This is a genomic window from Novacetimonas hansenii (assembly GCF_014843995.1).
GTDB lineage: Bacteria > Pseudomonadota > Alphaproteobacteria > Acetobacterales > Acetobacteraceae > Novacetimonas > Novacetimonas hansenii.
In genome coordinates, this window is sequence record NZ_CP062147.1 from 3,433,917 (window position 1) to 3,454,655 (window position 20,739).

23 protein-coding genes and 1 tRNA gene are annotated in these 20,739 nt (G+C 61.8%); 11 read left to right on the forward strand and 13 right to left on the reverse strand.

The genetic code is table 11. The features are described 5' to 3' along the window. Positions 1–48: 48 nt before the first annotated feature. The gene (gene thiE / locus IFJ82_RS15105) at positions 49–690 is read left to right on the forward strand and encodes a thiamine phosphate synthase (protein WP_192265097.1); all 642 of its coding nucleotides are present in this window, start codon (positions 49–51) and stop codon (positions 688–690) included. Between the two features lie 254 nt (positions 691–944). Here thiE and IFJ82_RS15110 read toward each other — a convergent pair whose 3' ends face one another. Next, complete coding sequence (locus tag IFJ82_RS15110; protein WP_192265099.1) at positions 945–1,097, reverse strand: hypothetical protein; 153 nt, start codon at positions 1,095–1,097, stop codon at positions 945–947. Positions 1,098–1,141: 44 nt separating this feature from the next. Next, positions 1,142–2,161 (reverse strand): EF-P lysine aminoacylase EpmA, encoded by a 1,020-nt coding sequence (gene epmA / locus IFJ82_RS15115; protein ID WP_003617340.1) that lies wholly within the window; start codon positions 2,159–2,161, stop codon positions 1,142–1,144. Positions 2,162–2,372: 211 nt separating this feature from the next. Here epmA and IFJ82_RS15120 point away from each other — a divergent pair, with 211 nt between their 5' ends. From IFJ82_RS15120 to IFJ82_RS15145, 6 genes are all read left to right on the forward strand, one after another. After that, complete coding sequence (locus IFJ82_RS15120) at positions 2,373–3,428, forward strand: lysine-2,3-aminomutase-like protein (protein ID WP_192265101.1); 1,056 nt, start codon at positions 2,373–2,375, stop codon at positions 3,426–3,428. A gap of 83 nt (positions 3,429–3,511) precedes the next feature. After that, positions 3,512–4,078, forward strand: a complete 567-nt coding sequence (gene efp, locus IFJ82_RS15125; protein WP_003617336.1) for an elongation factor P — start codon at positions 3,512–3,514, stop codon at positions 4,076–4,078. A 111-nt stretch (positions 4,079–4,189) separates the two neighbouring features. After that, the gene (locus IFJ82_RS15130; RefSeq protein ID WP_003617334.1) at positions 4,190–5,020 is read left to right on the forward strand and encodes an inositol monophosphatase family protein; all 831 of its coding nucleotides are present in this window, start codon (positions 4,190–4,192) and stop codon (positions 5,018–5,020) included. A gap of 209 nt (positions 5,021–5,229) precedes the next feature. Beyond that, the gene (locus tag IFJ82_RS15135; protein ID WP_225578709.1) at positions 5,230–5,970 is read left to right on the forward strand and encodes an OmpA family protein; all 741 of its coding nucleotides are present in this window, start codon (positions 5,230–5,232) and stop codon (positions 5,968–5,970) included. A 14-nt stretch (positions 5,971–5,984) separates the two neighbouring features. Then, positions 5,985–7,031: a hypothetical protein gene (locus IFJ82_RS15140; protein WP_003617329.1), complete on the forward strand. Its 1,047-nt coding sequence runs from the start codon at positions 5,985–5,987 to the stop codon at positions 7,029–7,031. Positions 7,032–7,050: 19 nt separating this feature from the next. Further along, the gene (locus tag IFJ82_RS15145; RefSeq protein ID WP_003617327.1) at positions 7,051–8,016 is read left to right on the forward strand and encodes a peptidoglycan -binding protein; all 966 of its coding nucleotides are present in this window, start codon (positions 7,051–7,053) and stop codon (positions 8,014–8,016) included. A gap of 232 nt (positions 8,017–8,248) precedes the next feature. Here the strand turns inward: IFJ82_RS15145 and IFJ82_RS15150 are convergent, their stop codons facing one another. The 3 genes from IFJ82_RS15150 to IFJ82_RS15160 form a co-directional block, all read right to left on the reverse strand. Then, positions 8,249–8,947, reverse strand: a complete 699-nt coding sequence (locus IFJ82_RS15150; RefSeq protein ID WP_062808508.1) for a tetratricopeptide repeat protein — start codon at positions 8,945–8,947, stop codon at positions 8,249–8,251. A gap of 13 nt (positions 8,948–8,960) precedes the next feature. Beyond that, positions 8,961–9,086 carry a type B 50S ribosomal protein L36 gene (gene ykgO / locus IFJ82_RS15155; RefSeq protein WP_003617324.1) on the reverse strand — a complete coding sequence of 42 codons (126 nt, stop codon included), beginning with the start codon at positions 9,084–9,086 and terminating at the stop codon, positions 8,961–8,963. A 91-nt stretch (positions 9,087–9,177) separates the two neighbouring features. Beyond that, positions 9,178–10,146 carry a hydrogen peroxide-inducible genes activator gene (locus IFJ82_RS15160; RefSeq protein ID WP_062808507.1) on the reverse strand — a complete coding sequence of 323 codons (969 nt, stop codon included), beginning with the start codon at positions 10,144–10,146 and terminating at the stop codon, positions 9,178–9,180. A gap of 134 nt (positions 10,147–10,280) precedes the next feature. On the opposite strand from IFJ82_RS15160, the gene IFJ82_RS15165 reads away from it, so the two are divergent. The 4 genes from IFJ82_RS15165 (at position 10,281) to IFJ82_RS15180 (ending at position 13,218) form a co-directional block, all read left to right on the forward strand. Further along, positions 10,281–10,823: a peroxiredoxin gene (locus IFJ82_RS15165; protein ID WP_003617318.1), complete on the forward strand. Its 543-nt coding sequence runs from the start codon at positions 10,281–10,283 to the stop codon at positions 10,821–10,823. Between the two features lie 411 nt (positions 10,824–11,234). Then, positions 11,235–11,768, forward strand: coding sequence for a carboxymuconolactone decarboxylase family protein (locus IFJ82_RS15170; protein WP_192265104.1), 534 nt, complete (start codon positions 11,235–11,237; stop codon positions 11,766–11,768). 132 nt (positions 11,769–11,900) lie between these two features. Beyond that, positions 11,901–11,977: transfer RNA gene (locus IFJ82_RS15175), tRNA-Asp, on the forward strand. Positions 11,978–12,120: 143 nt separating this feature from the next. Next, complete coding sequence (locus IFJ82_RS15180; protein WP_003617314.1) at positions 12,121–13,218, forward strand: NADH:flavin oxidoreductase/NADH oxidase; 1,098 nt, start codon at positions 12,121–12,123, stop codon at positions 13,216–13,218. Positions 13,219–13,518: 300 nt separating this feature from the next. On the opposite strand, the gene IFJ82_RS15185 is transcribed toward IFJ82_RS15180, so the two are convergent. The 8 genes from IFJ82_RS15185 to gnd form a co-directional block, all read right to left on the reverse strand. Continuing rightward, the gene (locus IFJ82_RS15185) at positions 13,519–14,016 is read right to left on the reverse strand and encodes a low molecular weight protein-tyrosine-phosphatase (RefSeq protein ID WP_275403444.1); all 498 of its coding nucleotides are present in this window, start codon (positions 14,014–14,016) and stop codon (positions 13,519–13,521) included. A 114-nt stretch (positions 14,017–14,130) separates the two neighbouring features. Further along, positions 14,131–14,697 carry a gluconokinase gene (locus tag IFJ82_RS15190; protein WP_062808504.1) on the reverse strand — a complete coding sequence of 189 codons (567 nt, stop codon included), beginning with the start codon at positions 14,695–14,697 and terminating at the stop codon, positions 14,131–14,133. Next, positions 14,694–15,398, reverse strand: coding sequence for a ribose-5-phosphate isomerase RpiA (gene rpiA / locus IFJ82_RS15195; RefSeq protein WP_003617308.1), 705 nt, complete (start codon positions 15,396–15,398; stop codon positions 14,694–14,696). The genes IFJ82_RS15190 and rpiA overlap by 4 nt, the downstream gene beginning before the upstream one ends. A 111-nt stretch (positions 15,399–15,509) precedes the next feature. Then, positions 15,510–16,247 carry a 6-phosphogluconolactonase gene (gene pgl, locus IFJ82_RS15200; RefSeq protein ID WP_062808502.1) on the reverse strand — a complete coding sequence of 246 codons (738 nt, stop codon included), beginning with the start codon at positions 16,245–16,247 and terminating at the stop codon, positions 15,510–15,512. After that, on the reverse strand, positions 16,247–17,104 hold the full coding sequence (locus tag IFJ82_RS15205; RefSeq protein ID WP_192265106.1) for a Cof-type HAD-IIB family hydrolase: 858 nt from the start codon (positions 17,102–17,104) through the stop codon (positions 16,247–16,249). The genes pgl and IFJ82_RS15205 overlap by 1 nt, the downstream gene beginning before the upstream one ends. Before the next feature lie 27 nt (positions 17,105–17,131). Then, a complete protein-coding gene (locus IFJ82_RS15210; RefSeq protein ID WP_075595659.1) occupies positions 17,132–17,959 on the reverse strand; it encodes a Cof-type HAD-IIB family hydrolase in 828 nt (275 codons plus the stop codon). A 19-nt stretch (positions 17,960–17,978) separates the two neighbouring features. Then, on the reverse strand, positions 17,979–19,511 hold the full coding sequence (zwf, locus tag IFJ82_RS15215; protein ID WP_003617301.1) for a glucose-6-phosphate dehydrogenase: 1,533 nt from the start codon (positions 19,509–19,511) through the stop codon (positions 17,979–17,981). 110 nt (positions 19,512–19,621) lie between these two features. Next, positions 19,622–20,623: a phosphogluconate dehydrogenase (NAD(+)-dependent, decarboxylating) gene (gnd, locus tag IFJ82_RS15220; protein WP_003617300.1), complete on the reverse strand. Its 1,002-nt coding sequence runs from the start codon at positions 20,621–20,623 to the stop codon at positions 19,622–19,624. Between the last annotated feature and the right edge of the window lie 116 nt (positions 20,624–20,739).

Genomic DNA, 20,739 nt, shown 5'->3' on the forward strand with positions numbered 1-20,739 from the left:
AGGGGGACTGTTCCCCACGGCGCATGTGCGCCATATGATCGGGCCACCATGACCGATTGCCAGCTCTATCTTGTGACGCCCGAGTCGCTCGACCCCACGCAATTCGCCCCCCTGCTCGCACGCGCGCTGGACGCCGGGCCTGTGGCTGCGGTGCAGCTACGGCTGAAGGACGTGCCAGACGACACGATCCGCCGCGCGATCGACGTGCTGCGCCCGACGGCGCATGAACGCGACGTGGCCTTCATCCTCAATGACCGGCCCGACCTTGCCCGCGATACCGGCTGTGATGGTGCGCATGTCGGCATGGATGACATGTCGGTGGAAGATGCACGCCGCATGCTGGGCGATGACCTGCAACTTGGGGTCTCGTGCTATGACAGTCGTGACATGGCCATGCATGCAGGCGAAGGCGGGGCGGATTACATCGCATTCGGCGCGTTCTTTCCCTCCCCCTCCAAGGAAACCAGCGTGCGCGCAGGCACCGACCTGCTGGCATGGTGGAGTACGATGATGGAACTGCCTGTTGTCGCCATCGGGGGGATCACCCCCGAAAATTGCGGGCCTCTGGTACATGCCGGCGCTGATTTCCTGGCGGTCATCAGTGCGGTCTGGTCCCACCCCGATGGACCCGACGCAGGGGTGCGGGCGATGAACGCCGCAATGGACAGGGCAAGCGACGCGATCGACTGAAGCGCGTCGGGACGGGACATGCCACAACGCCCACAGCGCATTTGTACAGACAGGGCAAATAACCCACTGAAATAATATAACTTTCAGTGAAATTTTCAAAAAGCCTTGCCTCAGGATACTGGCGCTTGGAGAGTGTTTGAAAACAACTCATTGGATAAAAAACAGGAAAAGTTTTTGGGTGCCGCCTTTTGATCGAAAAAGGCGGCGTCTTCTGAAGCTTTTTGGAAAAAGCTTCACCAAAAACCTTTATAATTTCAGGATGTTATCGAGCCTGACTTTTTCAAACAGCCTCTTGAAAAATCACTTATTTTCAATTCGTTATCAAAAATGCCCATGATGCCCGCAAAGGCTGCCCTTGGTGTCAGCACCATGACCTGAACCTTGATCCCTGCGGGAAAAGGCTTCACCGAAAATTTCATAGATTTCGGCCAGTTCCCACAATCTTTTACCTTCACTCCCCCGACAGCCAGAGCACATCCTCAATCCGTCGCGTCCCCGCCGCGAGCATCACCAGACGGTCCAGACCCAGCGCAATCCCAACACAGGATGGCATGTTCCCCACTGCTGCAAGGAACGCATGGTCCATTGGCCATGTCGCCTGCGGGTCATCGCCATACAGGTCGGCCCGCCGGGCGCGATCGGCCATAAAACGTGCCTCCTGCTCCACCGGGTCGGTCAGCTCCTCGAACGCATTGGCCAGTTCGATCCCATCGGCATACAGTTCGAAACGCAGCGCCACGCGCGGGTCCGCGGGATCACGCCGCGCCAGGGCCGCCTGACTGGCGGGCCAGTGGGTCAGGAAGGTCGGACATGTGCGCCCGATATGCGGCTCGATACGTTCCATCAGCAGGCGGAAAAACAGGTCTTCCCAGCTTTCCCCCGCACGCAGGTCACATCGCGCGGCCTGCGCAAGCGCAGTCGCGTCGTCGCCCGTCGCCAACAGGTCAAGCCCGGCATACCGTGCAAAGGCATCGGCCATCGTCAGGCGTTCGAACGGGGGGGTCATTGCAACCCGTGATGCCGCACCCGGCAGGACCGGCGGCAAAATGGCGCGCAACAGGGCCTCGGTCTCATCCATCAGGTCAGACAGGCTGGCATGGGGGCGATACCATTCCAGCATCGTGAACTCATGCGCATGCAGGCGGCTGCCTTCCGCATTGCGCCAGACCCGTGCCATCTGGAACACCGGCAGGTGGGTTGCGGCCACGATACGCTTCATCGCGAATTCGGGACTGGTGTGCAAAAACAGCGGACGCACCGTCCCATCGGGGCGATGCTGCTCGGTGCGAAATACCTTCAGATGCACTTCCTCCCCCGGCGTCGGCACGGCATAGGGGGTTTCGACCTCCAGATACCCGCGTCCCTCAAAAAACGCACGCACACCGCGCACCACCAGCCCACGGCGCCGCAACAGGGCAAGGCGTTCGGCAATGCGGTCAGGATCGCCAGATCCGATACCCTTTCTGGACATGGGGGCACAAAACTCCGGTTGCAGGAACAAGCGGCGCGCAGTACAGCGCGGCAGTCTCCCCTCTGGTCAACCCCTTTATGCCCCCTGCCTCTCGCAAAGCCGTTTTTGGTGAAGTTTTCTCCCAAGACGCTTTCGAAAAGCGGTGCATTCCTGAAAAAGTCGCCCCCCGGAAACTTTCCCAACCCTGATCCATCCGTTATGAGGCACCCCCATGCCAGACACCACACGCCCCGCCCCTGCGCGCACGTTACGCACCGTCCGCGACCTGGTGGAAGCAGGGCTGGTGTCGCAGGCCGCGCAACCCGCGCTGGAGGCTGTGGCGCATGACTATGCCACCGCGATCCCCCCCGCCTTTGCCGCACTGATCGAACATCCCGATGACCCGATCGGGCTGCAGGTCATTCCCAACCCGGCGGAACTGCACACCACGACAGAGGAACGTTCCGACCCGATCGGCGATGACGCACTGTCACCCGTGCCGGGAATTGTGCATCGTTATGCCGACCGCGCACTGCTCAAGCCACTGCTGATATGCCCGCTTTATTGCCGGTTCTGCTTCCGGCGCGAACATGTCGGCCCTGATGGCGGCGTGCTGGATGATGCGGCGCTGGAACGTGCGCTGGACTGGCTGCGCGCGCATCCGGCCATTGGCGAAGTGATCCTGAGCGGGGGCGACCCGATGATGCTGTCGCCCCGACGCATGGGCCACATCATCCGCGCGCTGGAGGCGATGCCCCACGTCCACACCATCCGCATCCATACCCGCGTGCCCGTGGCCGACCCCGAACGCGTGACGGCAGACATGATGGCCGCCCTCGACACCACATGCAGCCTGTGGATGGTCATACATGCCAACCATGCCCGCGAACTGACCCCCCAGGCACGCAAGGCCATCCGCCGCATGCAGGCGCAGGCCATCCCCGTCATCGCGCAATCTGTCCTGTTGCGCGGGGTCAATGACACGCCACAGGCGCTTGAGGACCTGCTGCGCGCCCTCGTCGCCGCACGGGTCAAGCCATATTACCTGCACCAGCTCGACCCCGCGCCCGGCACGTCACGCTTTCGCGTGCCCATTGCCGAGGGACAGCGCCTGCTGGCGGCCCTGCGCGGGCGTGTGACGGGGCTGGCATGGCCGACCTATGTGCTCGACATCCCCGGCGGGCATGGCAAGGTGCCGATCGGCCCGGGCTATCTCGACACGGTTGAGGGGATGGGCATGCAGGTGCGCGATCCACAGGGCAGGCCACATCGCGTGGAAGAAGGTTAGCGCGCAAACCTTGCCCTTCCGCGCCGGGGAAGGTAGAAGCCCATCCTTGCAAGACATTCCCACAAGTTCAGACAGAGACCCCAATGAAACAGCAGGCGAACCTGATCCGTGCCGGACAGGTCATCGAGCATGACGGCCGTCGCTGGACGGTCCTGAAGCAGCAGATCATCACTCCGGGCAAGGGCGGCGCCTTCATCCAGGTTGAGATGCGCGACCTCAAGACCGGCAACAAGACGAACGAACGCTGGCGCACGGCGGATACCGTCGAACGCCTGATGACCGAGGAAAAGGAATATACCTATTCCTATATGGACGGCGACAACATCGTCCTGATGGACCCGGAAACGTTCGAACAGTTGCTGCTGCCGCTTGACCTGCTTGGCGATCAGGCGCCGTTCCTGCAGGACAACATGACGCTGATCCTCAACCTTGTCGAAGGCGATCCGGTGGGCGTTGTCCTGCCCAGCCAGGTGACGCTTGAGGTCGTGGAGGCCGATCCCGTCGTCAAGGGCCAGACGGCAAGTTCGTCGTACAAGCCCGCGCGCCTGTCCAACGGCGTGAAGACGATGGTCCCCCCCTTCATCGAAGCGGGCGAAAAGATCGTGGTCCGCACCGAGGACAGCACCTACGTCGAACGGGCGAAGTCCTGATCCCCGCGCCGCCGCGACACCCACCCGGGTGTCGGCGGCCTGGCGCGTTCCCGTCCCCACCCCATCATTCCCGCTTCACCGCCGAACCAGACAGGACCGATCACCGTGGCAATGCGACTTTCCCCTCATATGACGGTCATGCAGAACGCCGCGCAGAAAGCTGCGCGCCGGCTTCTGCGTGACTTCAATGAGGTCGAACAGCTTCAGGTCAGCATCAAGGGACCGGGCGATTTCGTGTCGCAGGCGGACCTGCGCGCCGAAGCCACCCTGCGCGAGGAACTGGGCCGCGCGCGTCCGGGCTATGCCTTCCTGATGGAGGAAAGCGGCGCATCTGGCGGCGACGGATGGACGTGGCGCTGGATTGTCGATCCGCTGGACGGCACGACCAACTTCCTGCATGGCATCCCGCACTGGGCCATTTCCATCGGCCTGCAGCGCCGCCTGCCGGACGGTACGATCGAAATGGTCGCAGCCCTTGTATATAATCCCGCCGGGAACGAAATGTTCTGGGCTGAAAAGGGCATTGGCGCGTTCCTCAACGAACGTCGCCTGCGCGTGTCGGCGCGGCGCAACATGGATGAATCCCTGTTCGCAACAGGCATCCCCTTTGCAAAGGTATCGGCCAAAAACCGGCTGTCCTTCGCCCGCACGCTTGGCGCGCTGATGCCACAGGTCGCGGGTGTGCGGCGTTTTGGCGCGGCGGCACTCGACCTTGCATGGGTCGCGGCAGGCCGGTACGAGGGATATTGGGAACTGGGCATTCGCCCATGGGACTGCGCCGCCGGTGTGCTGCTGGTGCGTGAGGCCGGGGGTTATGCCACAGACCCCAATGGCGTGGACCTCAATGACTTCCCCGATTCGGTGGATGCGGTCGCGGGGAATGCGCACATGCATGGCATCCTGCGCGAACTTGTCGCCAACAGCCTCGTCACGCGTTCCTGATCCCTTCCGGCCCCCGATGGCGCACGTATTGTCGTAACCATCGCCACCATGGTGCGCGTCCCGCACCATGGTCCATCCGCGCGCCGGCGCACGTGGATGTTGAGTGCGCCCTGCCCCTCGTCTAGCGTGTCGGCACCATGTCAGATGAACCGACCCCCACGCCCCGCAGGGCGCCTTTCATATCGCATCCGTCCCCACACCCCCGCGCCATGTTGGCCATCCATGCGCGCATCGCGCTGGCGCTGGTGACGGGGCTTGCCACACCGGCGGGCATCCGCGCGGCACATGCGCAGGTCATTACCCATCCCGATGCGCTCAACACGCTTGGCGCGCCACCGCCCACCCCGGCCGTTGCAAGACCGGCCACGCGCCCCGTCGTCGGCAGCAACGAAATGGGCCGACATGCCAGCGCCCCACCCGATGGCGCGAATCCGGCTGCCGCCACTCCTGCTGCCCCCCCTGCGGCTGCCATACCGCAGGTGGCGACGACGCCACCGGCCAATCCCGTCCTGCGCCCACCAGAAGTGCATGTGCCCCTGCATCCCGCCCCGCCCCCACCGGAAGTAAAGCCCGACCCCGCGGCCAAGGGCCATGCCGCGCGCATCCCTGGTGGCACACGCCTGTATTTCGGGGACCAGAGCGCGGACATGAACCCGCGCATGATTGCGGCATTGCAGACATTGGCGGGCGTAATGCAACGCCTGCCGGAACAGCATGTGATGATTGCCGCATATGGCGAAGGCAATGGCGACGATGCCTCCACCCCGCGCCGGATCGCGCTGTCACGCGGGCTTGCCGCACGGTCCGTCCTGATCCATGCCGGGGTCGCATCGACACGCATTTACGTACGTGCCATCGGGCAGCCACCAGAAAATCAGATCGGAATAACACCGGACTGTATTGACGTGACCCGCTCTGGTGTGGTGGCGTCGAGTCCTTCTCCCTCCTAAGAGAGCAGCCCTGCGTGACGCGACCGACAACCTATATCCTTCGAATCGTCCTGTTTCTTCTGGCTGTGGGCATTGTCGCCTCCATGCTGGGAAGTACGCTGTACCAGGCGTTTTTCAATAATCCTTACCTTGATGGCCTCATCCTGGGCATCCTGGCGCTGGGAATCGCGTGGAATGTCTCCATGGTCCTGCGCCTGATCCCTGAGGTGCGCTGGATCGACACCATCCGCCACCCGCGTGAAGGACTGACCACACCGCCGCCACCGCGCCTGCTTGCCCCCATGGCCTCCATGCTGGCGACGCGCGAACGTGGCACGCGCCTGACACTGTCGGCCCCCGTGGCGCAATCGCTGCTCGACAGCCTGTCATCGCGACTGGACGAAGGGCGCGAACTGTCGCGCTACCTTACGGGGCTGCTGATCTTCCTTGGCCTGCTGGGCACGTTCTATGGGCTGCTGCTGACGGTGGGATCGGTCGCGGATGTCATCGGCAGCATGACCGTGGGGTCGGGCGACATGACGGCCATGTTCGATCAGCTCAAGGCCGGGCTGGCCGCGCCGCTGCATGGCATGGGCACCGCGTTTTCCGGTTCCATGTTCGGGCTGGCTGGCGCGCTGGTGCTGGGGTTCCTCGACCTGACGGCAGGACAGGCGCAAAACCGCTTCTTCAACGAGCTTGAAGAATGGATGGCCAGCATCACGCGGATGTCGGGCGGCAACATCTCCACCACCGGTGAAGAAGCGACGATCCCCGCCTATGTCGAGGCGCTTTTGGAACATACGGCGGAAAACCTTGAAAAACTTCAGGTCCTGCTGTCACGCAATGAGGAGCAGCGCGCGCATGAACAGCACCTGCTATCGTCCCTGAACGATCATCTGGCGCAGATGGCCGCCCCACGCGGGAGCGAGCACCTGCAGAATATCGAGGCCCTGCTGGCACGCCTGGTGCAGGAATCCGAAGCCGGACGCACGCAGATTTCCAGCGAAATCCGTGGCGACCTTCGCCTTCTGGCCCGCACCATCGCCGCAGCCGCACCGGGTGCGGGACGCCCGGCCTCCTGATCTACAGAAAGTTCCCGTCATGGCCCGCCGATCCCGCCGCCAGTCCCGCTCCTCTGAACTGAATGCATGGCCGGGATATGTGGACGCGCTGTCCACACTCCTGATGGTCATCATCTTCGTACTGCTTGTCTTCGTGCTGGGGCAGGCATTCCTGTCGGTTGCGCTGAACAAGCGCCAGCAGGTCCTTGACCAGCTTCAGCGCGAGGTCGCGCATCTCAGCCAGATGCTCTCTTTGGAGCAAAGTCATAACCACTCCCTCGAACAGTCGGTAGCCACCTTGCAGAAGGAACATGCTGCCGACGAGGCCACGACAACCTCGCTTACGGCGCAGGTCAGCCAGCAGGCGGCTGAACGCGACGATGCGCGCCATCAGGCCGACGAGCTTAACAACCAGCTTGCACAGCTCAGCGCACAGCTTGCCGCAGTCAGCACGGCACTGGAGATCAGCCAGAACGAGGTGCATGACCGCGACCGCAAACTCGACAACCTTGGCATGCAGCTTAATATCGCATTGGCGCAGAAGGTGGAGCAGTTGCAACGCTATCGCTCCGAATTCTTTGGCCGCCTGCGTGATGTGCTGAAAGATACCAAGGGGATACAGGTCGTGGGCGACCGGTTCGTATTCCAAAGCGAGGTCCTGTTCCCTGTTGGCAGTGCCGACCTGTCGCCAGAAGGCATACAGGAAATCAAGGTGCTGGGCCGGACGCTGAAACAGGTGGCACAGCAGATCCCACCATCGGTGCCGTGGATACTGCGCGTGGATGGGCATGCCGACCGCCTGCCGATCCACACAGCCTTCCCCAGCAACTGGGAACTGTCCTCCGCACGCGCGATAACGGTGGTGAAGATGCTGATCGCCGACGGGATCAGCCCGCGTCACCTTGCCGCCACGGGCTTTGCCGATTTCCAACCGCTGGACAATGGCACGACAGCCGAAGCCTTCGCACGTAACCGCCGTATCGAATTCCGCCTGACTGACCGGTAATCAACTGATCGGCAATTACGGGAATAAACATCCAGGATTTCGGGCAACACTTTCCCACACCCCGTTTCAAAGGCGTCGTCTTTTTTGAAAAAAGGCGGCGCCTTCTGAAGGCTTTAAAAAAAAGCTTCACCAGAAACCTTTATTCCCCAATATATTTTCTGGGCTGTTTCCCGGCAGTGCCCAGAAAATCAGGACATCGTCCCTTCCCCTCATCGAATCGCAATGAGAGGGTTCAGGTGGGACGCCCGAATGCCTTGAGCCGCAGGTCTTCCGTCTGGTGCGCAGCACCGGGGAACAGGGGATACAGCGTCACGACATGCTGCCACGCTTTCCACGCGGCACCCCAGTCACCGCGCACGCCTTCCGCCTCACTCAGGATCTGCCACGCCAGCACATCGCGCCCGTCATGGTGCAAGGCGATGCCAAGGTCGGCCACCGCCCCATCAGCATCTGCCCCCGCCAACCGCGCCTGCGCACGTAAACGCCACAGGATTTCAACGTCCGGCTGCAAGACAAGGGCGTCGTTCAGGTCTTCCTGCGCATCACCGACCTTCTGCTGCGCCAGGTCGGACTGCGCACGCCGGACCAGCAGGTGGGTGGTGGGGGTGATATCCTTTTGGCGCAACGTCTCGATCCGGGCCAGCAGGTCGCTTGCCGCCTGCTTCGACTTTGCGTGCAGCAGTTCGTCCTGCAGTTCGGGGATGCCAGGCTCCTTCGTCTCCCCGCCCTTGCCGGCCGGGGCGGGGGACGATGCGCCATGGGCCGGTGACGCGACGGGTACGGGGGGTGGGGCAGACGCCGCGACACAGGGCATCGCCGGGACAATAGGAGCGGCCACAAGGCAGAAAAAACACAAAAGGCCGCGCAACCGCAGGGTTTCCCCACCGGTCACGCGACCCCGTGTCGCATCAATATGGAACCTGACGGTCAAATCCGTCCGGCAATCAGCCCTGACGGGCCTTCATGCGCGGGTTCTTCTTGTTGATGACATAGACCTTGCCACGACGACGGACCACACGGCAGTCCTTGTCACGAACCTTGGCCGACTTCAGGCTGTTTCTGATTTTCATGATCCGACCCTCGACTGGCGGCTGATAACCGCAAAGAGGCGCCCGAATACCCCTGACCGCGCGATGAGTCAACTCCGCCGATATATCTTCGTTACTTTTTATCCCCGAAAACCGGGGCCTGCTGGGCATTCGCCGCCATCGGGCCGACATCGGGCGGCATGAAAAATGGGGCCAACGTCCTGAAATCCCCCATCCGCGGGGAACGTGGCCGCCATGCCAGCCCGATCGTGCGCCATGCCTGGCACCCTGTAACCGGACGCGCAACAACCGCCTGATCGCGCAGCAGGCCGGACAGGACCGCCATCTGCGGCAGCAACGCCACACCGAGTCCCGCAGCCACCATTTCCACCAGCGTATGCAGGGACGTGACGGTAAATTCCTCCTCCGCCCCTTCCGGGCTGGACCATCCCCGCACCTGACGGCATAGCGCCAGCGTCTGGTCCCGCAGGCAGTGCCCGTCCTCCAGCAGGATCATGCGCTGGGACACGATCCGTTCAACCGGCACGGCGGACAGTTTTGACAGCGGGTGCATCTGCGGCATCACCAGCACGAAGGGATCACGCCACAGGGGCCACGTCTCGCTGTCGGCGCAATCACACGGCATCGCCAGCAGCACGAGATCCAACCGCCCAAGCGCCAGTTTCTCCAGCACATGATGGGTCAGATCCTCGTTCAGCGACAGGCGCATGCGCGGAAATCCCTGTCGCAGCCTGCGGATCAGGTCAGGCACGACAAACGGGCCGATGGTCGGGATGACCCCGATCCGCAAAAGCCCGCTCATGGGTTCATGCGACGCCGCCGCCACGTCCAGTACCGACTGTAACGATTCCAGTGCAAGGCGCGCGCGCGTGACCACTTCGTTACCCAGCGGGGTAAACACCACTTTCTTGCCGACATCACGATCAAGAAGCTGCACGTCCATCTGCCGTTCCAGCGCGAGGATACCGGCCGAAAGCGTGGATTGCGTGACGGCGCAGCTTTTGGCGGCACGGCCGAAATGACGCAGTTCCGCAAGGGTCACAAGATAGCGCAACTGCTGTGCGGAGGGCATGGGAAGCATCGACTAATTCGATCATAAATATATAAATTATTCGCTGGCATGATAGCAGCACCAGGACCATAGATATACCCCATCGGACGCGCCCCACCGGGCGGGCTGCCTGATCCCAAACCGAATCAAGGGAGATTCCACAAATGCTTACAGTCGGTGACAAGTTCCCCAGCTTTAACCTGCAGGCCGTTCCCGGCGGGGCCGAGGGCCTGAAGGGTGAGTTCGTCCAGATCTCGGACGAAAGCAACGAAGGCAAGTGGAAGGTCGTCTTTTTCTGGCCGCTCGACTTCACCTTCGTCTGCCCGACCGAAATCGTGGCCTTCGGCAAGCTGGCCGGAGAGTTCAAGGACCGCGACGCCGTCGTGTATGGCGTGTCGATCGACAGCGCGTTCGTCCACCTGAACTGGCGCCTGAACAACGAGGACCTGAAGAACCTCGAAATTCCGATGCTTTCCGACATCAAGCGTGAGCTGATCGAAGGCGTGGGCGTCATGTCGCAGGGCGCGGGTGCTGCCTATCGCGCAACCTTCCTTGTCGATCCCCATGGCGTCATCCGCCATGTCAGCGTCAACGACCTGTCGGTCGGTCGCAACCCGCAGGAAATCCTGCGCATCCTCGACGGACTGCAAAGCGATGAGCTGTGCCCGTGCAACTGGAAGAAAGGGGATGCCTTCATCAAGGCATGATCTTTCCCTGATCCGGGCCTGAGCGGCCCTGACCTGCCTTGGGCACCACCCCGCATGTCTGTCGGCATGCGGGGTGGCGTTTCCGCATACCCGGATGCCGTGCCCCCTGCCTGTAACCCCGCGACATCCCGGCATACGGGCCACCCCACCATCCTGCGATGCCCCCACATGGAGGACAGCCGTATCGGGACGGGGTGCCCTATTATTTCACCCGCTTTTCCCATCCTGAGGCCGTTTGAAAAACCCGGTATATTAACATTTTGAAATCACGAAAGTTTTTGGCGATTTTTTACCTGTGGGCTTCATAAATGACGTTGTCCCGATTTGGGAAAAAGCGACGCCCGGGAACTTTCATCTTCCTGTACCAATGGGTTGTTTTCAAACAGTCTCCCCGTGCTGAGGCATATGTCCATGTCGCTTGATACACTCAAATCCCTGCTGCCTGATTATGCCAAGGACCTGAAGCTCAACCTTGGCGCCCTCGCCCATGACATTACCCTGACGCCGCAGCAGCTTGCAGGGACATTCGTGGCCTCCGCCATTGCATCGCGCAACCCGCTTGTCACCGAACTGCTAAGCACGCATTTCGCCGATACCCTGTCGACAGAGGCGCTTGACGCCGCGCGGGCCGCTGCTGCCATCATGGGCATGAACAATGTCTATTACCGCTTCGTGCATATGGTGGGCGGCGATTATGCCAAGATCCCGGCACAGTTGCGGATGAACGTGATCGGGCGGCCGGGTGTGGAAAAGGTTGATTTCGAACTCTGGTCGCTTGCCGTGTCGGCCATCAACGGATGCGGGATGTGCATGGAAAGCCATGAACACGCCCTGCGCAAGGCGGGACTGACGACAGAACAAATCCAGACCTCCATACGCATCGCCGCGACCGTGCATGGCGTGGCCGTGGCCCTTGATGGGGTCAAGTCACCTGCCGCCACCTGATCCGGGCGAAAAACGGCATCTTCATGAAAAAGATGCCGTTTTTTTGCATATGGCCGTTGCCAGACCTGCCGAACCCTGTTATTTGCCCATCCACCGAATGGTTGTCGGGGTTTCTTCTTCCCGAAAGCTTATGCGGGTGTAGCTCAGTTGGTTAGAGCGCCGGCCTGTCACGCCGGAGGTCGCGGGTTCGAGCCCCGTCACTCGCGCCATTTCACGGTGCATTCCAGAAAATATATGACCTGCCAATCCCGGATACGCAGTTATGCGTGGCGGATGGATGGCTTTGATTGCATCGTGCCCTCATCGGCGGCAGGATGGTGTTCTGTTGTTTTCCCATACGCCAGAGGACCGGATGCCTGACCTCTTTACGCCCTATACCCTCAAGGGGCGCACGTTGCGCAACCGCATCGCCGTTTCCCCGATGTGCCAGTATCTTGCCGTGGATGGTGTCGCGGGGGACTGGCATAATGTTCATTATGCCTCGCTCGCCCGTGGGGGCAGCGCGCTGGTAGTGGTGGAGGCGACCGCCGTCTCCCCCGAAGGACGCATCACGCCGGGGTGTCTGGGGCTGTGGAACGATGCCCAGGCCGATGCCCTGCGCCCCATCGCCCGTGCCATCCGTGATGCAGGCGCGATGCCTGGCATCCAGATTGCCCATGCCGGGCGCAAGGCCAGCGCGAACCGCCCGTGGGAAGGTGATGACCATATCGCCCCCGATGACCCGCGTGGATGGGAAACCATCGCACCGTCCGCCATCGCATTCGGCGCCAACCTGCCCAAGGTACCGCGCGCCATGACGCCGGAGGACATTACCCGCGTGCGGCAGGATTTCGTCGCCAGTGCCATTCGCGCCCGCGACGCAGGGTTCGAATGGTTGATGCTGCATTTCGCGCACGGATATCTGGGACAGAGTTTCCTCTCCCCCTATTCCAACCAGCGCACCGACCTGTATGGCGGCAGCCTTGAAAACCGGGCGCGTTTCCTGCTGGAAACCCTGAGCGATGTCCGCGCTGTCTGGCCTGAGGACAGGCCGCTGAGCGCACGTCTGGGTATGATCGAATTCGACGGCCGCGATACGGAAACGCTGGAGGATGCGATCACGCTGGCGCGTCACTTCCGCACGCTGGGGCTGGATTTCCTGGATGTCAGCATCGGCTTTTCCACACCTACAGCCAAGATTCCCTGGGGTCCGGCCTTCATGGCCCCCATCGCCGCACGTGTGCGCCACGAAAGCGGCCTGCCCGTAGCCACAAGCTGGTACATCAGCAAGCCTGACCAGGCCAACGGCCTGATCCACGATGAATCGCTGGACCTTGTGATGATGGGGCGGCCATTCCTTGAAAACCCGCACTGGCCCTATGCTGCCGCACGGGCGCTGGGGCGGCCCGACGCGGCCCATGTGCTGCCTGAACCCTATGCCCACTGGTTGGGGCGTTACCGTTCAGAATAACAATCATGACGGGGGGCGCTGGCCGCCCCCGCACAGCTTCCTTCAGGGGCTGTTTAAAAAGTCAGGCTCAATAACATCCTGAAATTATAAAGGGTTTTTGGTGAAGCTTTTTCCAAAAAGCTTCAGAAGACGCCGCCTTTTTCAAAAAAGGCGGCACCCAAAAACTTTTCCTGTTTTTTATCAATGAGTTGTTTTCAGACAATCTCTCACATAGTCGCAGGTATTGATGGGGAAGCTCCTTTACCAAAAGCTTCTGATGCGCCCCCACCCAAACACCCAATGCTTTCTTTGTATCAGGGGTCAGCAGGCCTGCTTCTTCAAATATAACGCCAGCGCCTCCGCCCCTTCGCTGACATCACGCCAGGTGGCCGCAAAATCCTCTGTCGTGCCGTAATAGGGATCAACCACCGCCGTTCCATGCCGGTGCGCCACATAATCCAGCAACAGCGACAGTTCCGACACACCGTTCACAGGACGCATCCGCGACAGGTGCGCCATATTCGCGTGGTCCATGGCGATGATATGCGTGAACTGGTAAAAATCCTGCCCGGTCACGACGCGGGCACGATACTGGTCCAGATCAACCCCATGCCGGGCCGCCATGGCACGGGCACGCGGATCCGGCGCCTCGCCCACATGCCAGTTGCCGGTGCCTGCCGACTCTACCCGCACCTCCAGCCCATGTCGTGCCGCCGCCTGCCGGAACGCGGCCTCCGCCAGAGGGGAGCGGCAGATATTTCCCATGCAGACAAACAGGACCGAAACCCCATGTTCCATGTTTTGCGTGCCCCGCGACATGGCGATGCCAGTTTCATGAACACCAACATCGCGGGACGCTGACTTTTTACAAAAATCCGGCGTCCCGCGATATTTTTGGGAACACTACGCCCCCAAACCTCTCAATGCCCCTTTTCAGGCGGATGCAGGCGCGCCTTTTTCGGGGTAACGTTCGGCCAGGATGCCAATCGTCTTTGCGATCATGTCCGCTGGCGTTTCCTCCAGCGTGACAATCACCGGATGCTCGTCAGGTGTCGGCGGCTCCAGCGTGGCAAGCTGGCTTGGCAGCAGGCTTGGCGGCATGTAATGACCGCGCCGCCGTTCCAGCCGCGCACGCAGGATATCTGGCGGGATCTGGAGATAGACGAACACGATCCCCGGTGCCCCGGCACGCAGGATATCGCGATAGGAACGCTTCAGCGCCGAGCAGGTCAGAATCCCCCCCTGCCCCGATTCCACGCGCTGTTTCAGCCAGTCGTGGCAGCGTTGCAGCCATGGCAGGCGATCGGCATCGGTCAGGGGAATGCCCGCCGCCATCTTGTCCACGTTCGCCTTGGGGTGCAGGAGGTCGCCCTCCTGATACGGCCAGCCCAGCAGGTTATGCAGGCCCGCCGCCAGCGTGGTCTTGCCACACCCCGACACCCCCATGACCACCAGAACAAGCGGACGGATACCCTGATCCTGAAGAATGGTGGAGGTCATGACGGCTCCAGATGTTTCAGGCCATCATGCGCGGCCACGATCACCTCGGACGTACGGCCGATGAACAGGCCGGTTTCAATGACGCCCACAATGGCGCGCAACCGCCGCGACAGGGCCACCGAATCGGTGATGGCGCCAAAATGGCAATCCAGGATCATGTTCCCGCCATCGGTCACAAACAGGTTGCCGCTGCGGTCCAGACGCTGTGTGATGCGCGCGCCGAGGGCTTCAATCTGGCGCGCCGTGCTTTCCCAGCCAAAGGTCGTGACCTCTACCGGGACGGGCACGTGATGACCCAGATGTTCGACCAGCTTGCTTTCATCCACCACAACGACAAAGCGGCGCGATGCGGCGGCGACGATCTTTTCACGAAACAGCGCCCCCCCCAGCCCCTTGATGAGGTTGAGCGTGCCGAGTTCCACCTCGTCCGCGCCATCAATGTCGATGTCGATCTGCGGGTGGGAGGCGAACGTGACAAGCTTTATGCCATGCGCGCGGGCCTGCTCGGCGGAATGTTCAGAGGTGGGGATGGCGCAGAATCGCAGCCCCTCCGCCCAGCGACGGCCAAGTTCCTCGATCATATAGGCCGATGTGCTGCCTGACCCCAGGCCAACCACCATACCTTCCTGTACCATGGATGCGGCCTCAATCGCGGCCTGACGCTTGAGTTTCGCCCTCGGATCGCCACTCTGGCTTGACATTGCCCTGTTTCCTCCCCCCGCGTGGGCCGTTTGCGCATCTGTGCGGCGGCCCCTCGTTATTGTTGTGCCGTGCGCCAATGAACGCATCCATGAACGCACGACATGGTTGGATTATTGCCCGGCGGCCGCCTTGTCCAGAAGCCAGATGAGCGCGCCTTCTGTGGTGATATGGCTGGCCGGTTCGGCCGGGTCGCCCGCGCGCACCTTTGCAAAGGCGTCCTTCTTGCCCGCACCTGCCAGCATGAACACAACATGGCGGCTGGAATGGATGGCGGGATAGGTCAGCGTCAGGCGCGTATGTGGGGCATCATCAGGGACGCAATGCGAAACCCACAGCTTACGCTCCTGCAACACGGGCTGGCGCGGGAACAAAGAGGCGGTATGGCCATTATCGCCCAGCCCCAGCATCACGACATCAAACAGCGGGCGCCCCGGCTGCAATGTGTCCGCGCCATACACCTTCTGCAATGCGGCCTGGTACTGCGCCGCCGCCGCCGCCGGATCACCCGATGTGGGCATGCGATGGATATTGTGGATCGGCACAGGCACATGTTCGAGCATTTCGGTCTCGACCATATTGTAATTGCTGGCCGGGTCATCGGCGGGGACAAAACGTTCATCGCCAAAGAAGAACTGCGTGTTCGCCCATGGAAAACGTTCGGCATATTCCTCCGACGCCAGGATCTGGTACAGCCGCTTTGGCGTCGATCCCCCCGACAGGGCCAGGACGAACGGGCCGTCTTTCTTCGCCAGCGCCTGTTGCGTCAGCCATTTCGCCATGTACTGGGCAATCGCTTCCCCATCGGCAAGGACGATCATCTCGCCCGTCTTGACGTCATGTCCGGCCATCAGCCTGCATCCCCCAGCACGAATTTCTCGATCCCGTTGGCGAATCCCTCTTCCTCGCACGAAGTGGAGACATGGGTCGCCTGTTTCTGCACTTCGGGACTGGCCTGTCCCATCGCAATCGACATCCCGCTCTTGCGGAACATCAGCACATCATTTGGCTGGTCGCCCAACGTCACCATCTGCACCGCAGGGATGCCCAGCAACCGCTCCAGCGTCATGACCACGCCGCCCTTGTTTGCATCGCGATTGGTGACATCGACATAGTACGGCTGTGACAGCGCGGCGGACGCGGTATCGCCAAGCGCCTGCTGCAGGTCATGTTCCAGCCGCTTCATCAGGTCGAGGTCATCGCTGACGCCGGTAATCTTGACCACCTGGTCCAGATCCTCGCCAATCACGCCGACCTTGGGCGGGAATTTCACCGTCCACTGTTCACGCGCGACATGCGGCGCCTTGATGTCGGAAACGATCCAGTCATTGCCGTTATAGACCCACGGGTCGGCCTTGTGATCGCGGATGATGCCGATCACCGTGCGTGCGACGTCGGCCGTCAGGGTCCGTGCCTCGATCACCGAAAAATCGGGCCGAACCATCATGCCGCCATTGAAACCGGCGATCGGCTGGTCAATCTTCAGCGGCCCGATCAGCATTTCCATCCCCTTGGGGGGGCGACCGCTGGTGATGGCAAACACGATCCCGCGTTCACGCAGGCGTTCGACCGCGCGGATCGCACGCGGTGTCAGGATCTTGTCCTTCGTGACCAGCGTACCATCGACATCGGCCAGTACCAGGCGTATCTGCTGGCCCGTGGCCGGTGTCGCCCGCGAACCCGCAGCCTGTGTCCCCACTGGTTGCATAACCTTCTCCTTGTGCATCATCAGGCGTCAGGCACGCGGCAGGACGAAACGTTCCATCGCCCGCGCCCAGCCGTCATGCGTGTTTGCATCCGTCACGAAATGGGCATGTTTCTGCACCTCTGCCGGGGCGTTGCCCATCGCAATGGCCACACCGGCGACATCCAGCATCGGGATATCATTGTTCATGTCCCCGATGCAGGCCACTTCGTGAATCTCAATCCCCATCAGGGCCGCAAGCTCCTGCGCGGCATGGCCCTTGTTCGCCAGCGGATGGGTGACATCCACCAGCCATTCAGACGAACGGTGGACATTCGCCCGCCCCGCAAGCTGCACGCTCAGTTCACGTTCCACCGTACGCAACTGCGCCACATCGGTGGAAACGCCCATGATCTTGCCCACACCGTCATAATGGTGCGACAGGTCAGGGGCAACGACGGGGACGGTCTTGACCACCGTTGCCTCGTGCCGGACCTGGGCAGTATCGCCATCACGTACCAGCCAGTCATAATCAATGAACAGCCACGGATCGACATCGCGCGACAGCAGTTCCTCCACCGCTTCACGCGTGGTCTCAGGCGCCAGCGAATGACGCGACATGATCTTGCCATCGGGGGTGCAGATCAGCCCGCCATTCAGGGCCGCGATCGGGCGGTCAATGCCCAGCGGGCCAAGGAACGGCTGCATGCCCACGGGGCCACGGCTGCTGACAAGGCACAGCGCGATTCCCGCCTTGCGCAGGGCCGCCGCCGCCGCCAGCACATCAGGCGTCACCCTCTTGTCCTGGGGCACGAGGGTGCCGTCGATATCCGAGACCACAAGACGTATCCTGTCGGACGGCGGGCGTTTTACTGTCATGCGTGTGTCATCCTGTATGTCACGACCCTATCTTGAGCCAGTGCCGGTGGTCGCGGGCCAGCAGGTCATCGGCGGCTTTTGGTCCTTCCGACCCGGCGGGATAGAAATGCAGGAAGCCCGGATCGCGTTCCCATTCCAAAACGGGCTGGACCACCTGCCACCCGGCCTCGATATTGTCAGCGCGCTGGAACAGCGTCGCATCCCCGATCATGCAGTCATAGATCAGGGTTTCATACCCCGTGCTTGGCCCCTCGCGGAACCATTCGGAATAATCGAACTTCATCCGTACCCCACCCAGATGCACCGTGGGACCGGGGATTTTCGCGGAAAACTGCATCGTCACGCCTTCGGTGGGCTGAATATGCAGCATCATGATGTTCGGCGTCAGCTTTTCCACCGGCGTATCGCGGAACAGGGCATAGGGCGCGGATTTGAAATGGATGGCGATTTCCGTCTTGCGCGCCGCCAGCCGCTTGCCCGTGCGGACATAAAACGGCACCCCGGCCCAGCGCCAGTTATCAATCCGCAGCTTCATCGCGACATAGGTTTCGGTGCGTGACTGCGGATTGATCCCCGGCTCTTCACGGTATCCGGCGACCGGTTCACCCTTGATCGTGCCTGCGCCATACTGGCCGCGCACCACATCCTCGCGCCCGACGGCATGAATGGCCTTGAGCACCTTGGTCTTCTCGTCACGCACGGCGTCGGCGTCGAAGGATGTCGGGGCCTCCATCGCCGTCATCGCCAGAAGCTGCATGACGTGGTTGGGCACCATGTCGCGTACCGCGCCCGTGCCCTCATAAAACTTGGCGCGCTGTTCCACGCCCACCGTCTCGGCCGCCGTGATCTGGATGTGGTCGATATTGTCACGGTTCCATAACGGTTCAAAGAACCCGTTCGAAAACCGCAGCGCCAGAATGTTCTGGACCGTTTCCTTGCCCAGATAATGGTCGATACGATAAATCTGGCGCTCACGCAGGCTTCTGAGCAGGCGCGCATTCAACGCCACGGCGGAAGCCAGATCGCTGCCGAAGGGCTTTTCAATAATGACGCGGCGGAACATGCCATCCGTCTCGTGTGCAAGGCCGCTATGGCCCAGCCGGTCCACGATGGCCCCAAAGAAACGCGCCGCCACCGCAAGGTAGAAGATGCAGTTTTCATCCCCAACTTCCGCCGCAAGCTGGGTATAGGTCGCCTCGTCCTCGAACGAACCACGGACATAGCGGATGCGCGTACTCATCCATGCCCACACGTCCTCGCGCAGGGCTACGGCCTCCGTCCCGCGACTGTTGACGAAGTTCTTCAGCGCATCATGAAAATTCTGCTGTAACTGACCGGTGGACATGTCTGTCCAGTCAACGGCCACGATGGAGAAATGGTCATCCACAAGGCCCGCGCAGGCAAGGTTGTAGATCGCGGGGACAAGCAGGCGGCGTGTCAGGTCGCCGCCGCCGCCAAATATGACAAATGTTCCGGGGGGGCTGCGACGCGGGGCATTTTCATGCCCCGCGTCGGCAATCTGCGATGATGCCGATGCGACGATATTTTCCATCAGGCTGCTCCATGAACCGTTTCCATCCAGTAGAAACCCGGCCGCCAGCCTGCGGTCTTGTTGTTGCCGTCTCGATCATGGCAGCCGGGCGTGCGATCAGACGCGAGGCGTCAGTTGTTGGTCCCCTCCACGTGGCCGCCAAAGCCGAAGCGCATGGCCGAGAGCATCTTCTCGGCATAGTTGTTGCCGGTGCGTGAGCGAAAGCGCGTGAACAGCGCCGCCGTGATGACAGGCACAGGCACCGCTTCCTCGATCGCGGCATCAATGGTCCAGCGTCCTTCGCCCGAATCCGCGACTTCGCCGGTATAGTTCGACAGGTCGGGATTCCCCGCCAGCGCCTGCGCCGACAGGTCAAGCAGCCATGACGACACCACGCTGCCACGACGCCAGACCTCGGCGATGTCAGGCATGTTCAGCTCAAAGCGCTGATCTTCTGGCAGGGCGGTGGAGTTCTTTGACTTCATGACGTCAAAGCCTTCGGCAAAGGCCTGCATGATGCCGTATTCGATGCCGTTATGGACCATCTTGACGAAATGGCCCGACCCGGCGGGACCGCAATGCAGGTAGCCAAGTTCCGCACGGGGGTCCATGCCCGGCTTGTCCCGGCCCGGCGTGCGCACGACATCCCCCAGCCCCGGCGCCAGCGCCCGCAGGATCGGGTCGATGTGGTCGGTGGCATCCTTGGTGCCGCCGTACATCATGCAGTACCCGCGCTCCAGCCCCCAGACACCACCCGATGTGCCGACATCGACATAATGGATGCCCTTTTTCGCCAGCTCCGCGGCCCTGCGAATATCATCCTTGTAGAACGAGTTGCCGCCATCGATCAGGATGTCACCCTTGCCCAGCAGGCCCGAAAGCTCCGTAACCGCAGCCTCCGTCACCTCACCGGCGGGCAGCATCAGCCAGATGATCCTGCGTTCCGCCGTCAGCTTTCCCACCATGTCCTTCAGGCCGGTGGCGGGCTTGGTCCTGCCCGCCTCGGCACGGGCGCCCACCTTGGACACCACATCGGGGTCACGATCGAAAAGGACCACGTCATGGTCGTGACGCGTCAGGCGGACGGAGATGTTCCCCCCCATCTTGCCCAGGCCGACGATACCGATTTGCATGATAACTGATACTCCTGATGTAAAATCCCGCCCCACCGCGCACGGCCGGCATGTGCGGCGCGAACGACGGCGTGGGCATCTGCCGCACCGCCGATACAATCAGCGACGCGACAGCG